Here is a 2904-nt window from a genome sequence, read left to right as displayed (position 1 = left end):
GTGTTGCAGTTCGCGTCCTTCAGTTTTGATGCGGCGGTGCTGGACATCGCGGTGACGCTTGCGCACGGTGGCACGCTGGTGGTGGCGAGTGCGGGGGAGCGGGCGGAGCCCGAGGCGCTGACGTCCATGATCTGTGCGCAGGGTGTGGGTGCGGCGAGTGTGGTGCCGTCGTTGTTGGGTGTTTTGGACCCCGGGCAGGTGTCCGGTGTCGAGACGTTGTTGCTGGGTGCGGAGCGGCTGACGGAGCAGGTCGCCAGGGCGTGGTCGCCCGGCCGTCGTCTCGTGAACACCTATGGCCCGACCGAGGCGACCGTCATGGTCACGGCAGGTGCGGTCGAGGGCGCAGAAGGTGTGCCGCCGATCGGCTCGCCGGTGGCCAACGCCCGCCTGTATGTGCTCGACGACCGGCTGGCGCCCGTCCCGGTGGGTGTGGCGGGTGAGGTGTTCATTGCCGGGCCGCAGGTGGCCCGTGGCTATGCCGGTCGTCCGGCCCTGACCGGTGAGCGTTTCCTTCCCGACCCCTTCATGGCTGACGGTTCGCGCATGTACCGCTCGGGTGACCGGGGCCGTTGGCTTCCCGATGGGCAGCTGGACTTCGTGGGCAGGGCGGATCAGCAGGTCAAGGTGCGTGGCTTCCGTATCGAACCCGGCGAGATCGAAGCCGTTCTCAGCACGCACCCTCAGATTCGTACCGCGGTCGTGGTTGCCTTCGGTGATGAGGAGGACCGCCGGCTCGCGGCTTATCTCGTTCCTGAGGACGTGGCGGAGGGTGTTCCGTCGGTGACGGATCTTCGGACGTACGCGGGTGCTCATCTGCCGGCTTTCATGATTCCGTCCGTCTTCACCGAGCTGGCGGCCCTGCCCCTCACCCCGAACGGCAAGCTCGACCGCGCAGCCCTGCCGGACCCGGAGGAGTCCCGGCAACTGGACGCCTATGTGACCCCGTCGGGAGCGACCGAGGAGCTGGTGGCGGACATTTGGGCGCAGCTCCTAGGGCTGGACCAGGTCGGGGCCACGGACAACTTCTTCGAACTGGGTGGACACTCCCTCCTCGCCACCCAGGTGATGTCCCGTGTGCGTGAGCTGTTCGGTGTGAACCTGCCGCTGGCAACGATGTTCGACCGCCCGACGGTCTCCGGACTCGCCACTGCCCTGGACGCGGTGGTGCCGGGTGCACGGGAGCCGCAGTGGAGCGTGGTCAGCAGGGACGAGCCGCTGCCGTTGTCGTTCGCGCAGCAACGCCTGTGGTTCCTGGACCAGCTGGAGCCCGGCTCGGTCGAGTACAACCTGCCCCTTTACCTGCCATGGGACGAAGAGTTGGACGTAGAGGCGCTCACCGCCGCGCTCAGTGCGGTGGTCGCGCGGCACGAGGTCCTGCGGACTCGTCTGGTGGCCGGCGCCGACGGAGTGGCGCACCAGTTGGTCGATCCGCCGTCGGCCCTTTTCCTGCCGGTGGTGGACGTGTCGGAGAGCGCCGATCCGGTGGGCGAGGCCGAGCGTTTGGCGCTGCAGGACGCGAGCGCGCCGTTCGATCTGGCGGAAGGCCCGCTGATCAGGGCGGCGCTGATCCGATTGGACGAGCGGCAGCACCTGTTGGCGCTTCTGACCCATCACGTGGTCTCCGACGAGTGGTCGTCGAGGATTCTGCGGCGCGAACTGTCGGCACTGTACGAGGCGTTCCGTACGGGATCGCCGGACCCGTTGCCGCCGCTGGCGGTGCAGTACGCCGACTTCGCCGCCTGGCAGCGGCAGTGGCTGGAAGGCGAGGTCGTCGACGACCAACTGTCCTACTGGCGAACCCAGCTCGCAGACGTCCCGACACTGGAGCTGCCCACCGACCGGCCCCGCCCGCCGGTGCGGTCCACGAAGGGATCGATGGCCCCGTTCACCGTTCCGGCCGACACGGTAGAGGCGCTGCGAGGCCTGTCGCGGTCCAACGGGACGACGATGTTCATGACGTTGCTGGCCGCGCTGAACGTGCTGTTGGGGCGTTGCGCGGGATCGCAGGACGTGGCCGTGGGCACGCCGGTTGCCAACCGGAACCGGGCCGAGACGGAGGACCTGATCGGGTTCTTCGTGAACACGTTGGTGATGCGGACGGATCTGTCAGGTGACCCGACGTTCACCGAACTCCTGGGCCGTGTACGGCAGATGGCGCTGGGGGCCTATGCCCATCAGGATCTGCCGTTCGAGCAGTTGGTGGACGAGCTGGTCGTCGAACGCGACCGCTCACGCACCCCGCTCTTCCAGGTCTTCTTCAGCTACGGCACCGACACGGGCGCGGGTGGCCAGGGCGCGAATGATGCCTCCGGCAACCCGGACTCCCCGGCCGCGCAGATCGCTGTGGCCTTCGACCTGTGGGTCATGCTCGAAGAGGCTGACGACGGCTCCCTGAAGGCCGGGATCCAGTACAGCACCGCGTTGTTCGATGCCGTGACGGTGGAGCGGTTGGCCGGGCATTTGGTGACGGTGTTGGAGGCGGTGGCGGAGGACGCGGGGCGGCGTGTGGGTGAGCTGCCGGTGTTGTCGTCGGTGGAGCGGGATCAGGTGGTGCGGGGGTGGAACGACACGTCCGTGCAACTGCCGTCGGTGGCCGGGGTGCAGGAGCTGATCGCTGCTCAGGCGGAGTGCACTGCGGATGCGGTGGCATTGGTTTCGGGTGACTCCGTGTTGTCGTATGGCGCGTTGATGGCTCGGGCGAATCGGCTGGCGCATTATCTGCAGGGTGTGGGGGTGGGGCCGGAGTCGGTGGTGGGGCTGTGCGTGGAGCGCGGTCTTGACATGGTGGTGGCGGTGCTGGCGGTGTGGCAGGCCGGCGGCGCGTATCTGCCCCTCGACCCCGAGTTCCCGGCCGACCGCTTGCGGTTCATGCTGGCCGACAGCGGTTGTTCGGTCCTGGTGGGA

The 2904-nt window shown here is 68.1% G+C and carries 1 protein-coding gene; it reads left to right on the top strand.

Annotated elements, in window-relative coordinates; all coding sequences use genetic code 11:
* On the top strand, positions 1–2904 hold a 2904-nt coding region (locus AQI94_RS42110), incomplete at both ends, for a condensation domain-containing protein (RefSeq protein ID WP_159050660.1).

It is taken from the genome of Streptomyces pseudovenezuelae, from assembly GCF_001513955.1.
GTDB classification, from domain to species: domain Bacteria; phylum Actinomycetota; class Actinomycetes; order Streptomycetales; family Streptomycetaceae; genus Streptomyces; species Streptomyces pseudovenezuelae.
Note: the sequence above shows the minus strand (reverse complement) of the source record. Positions and strands in the feature narration are given on the sequence as shown.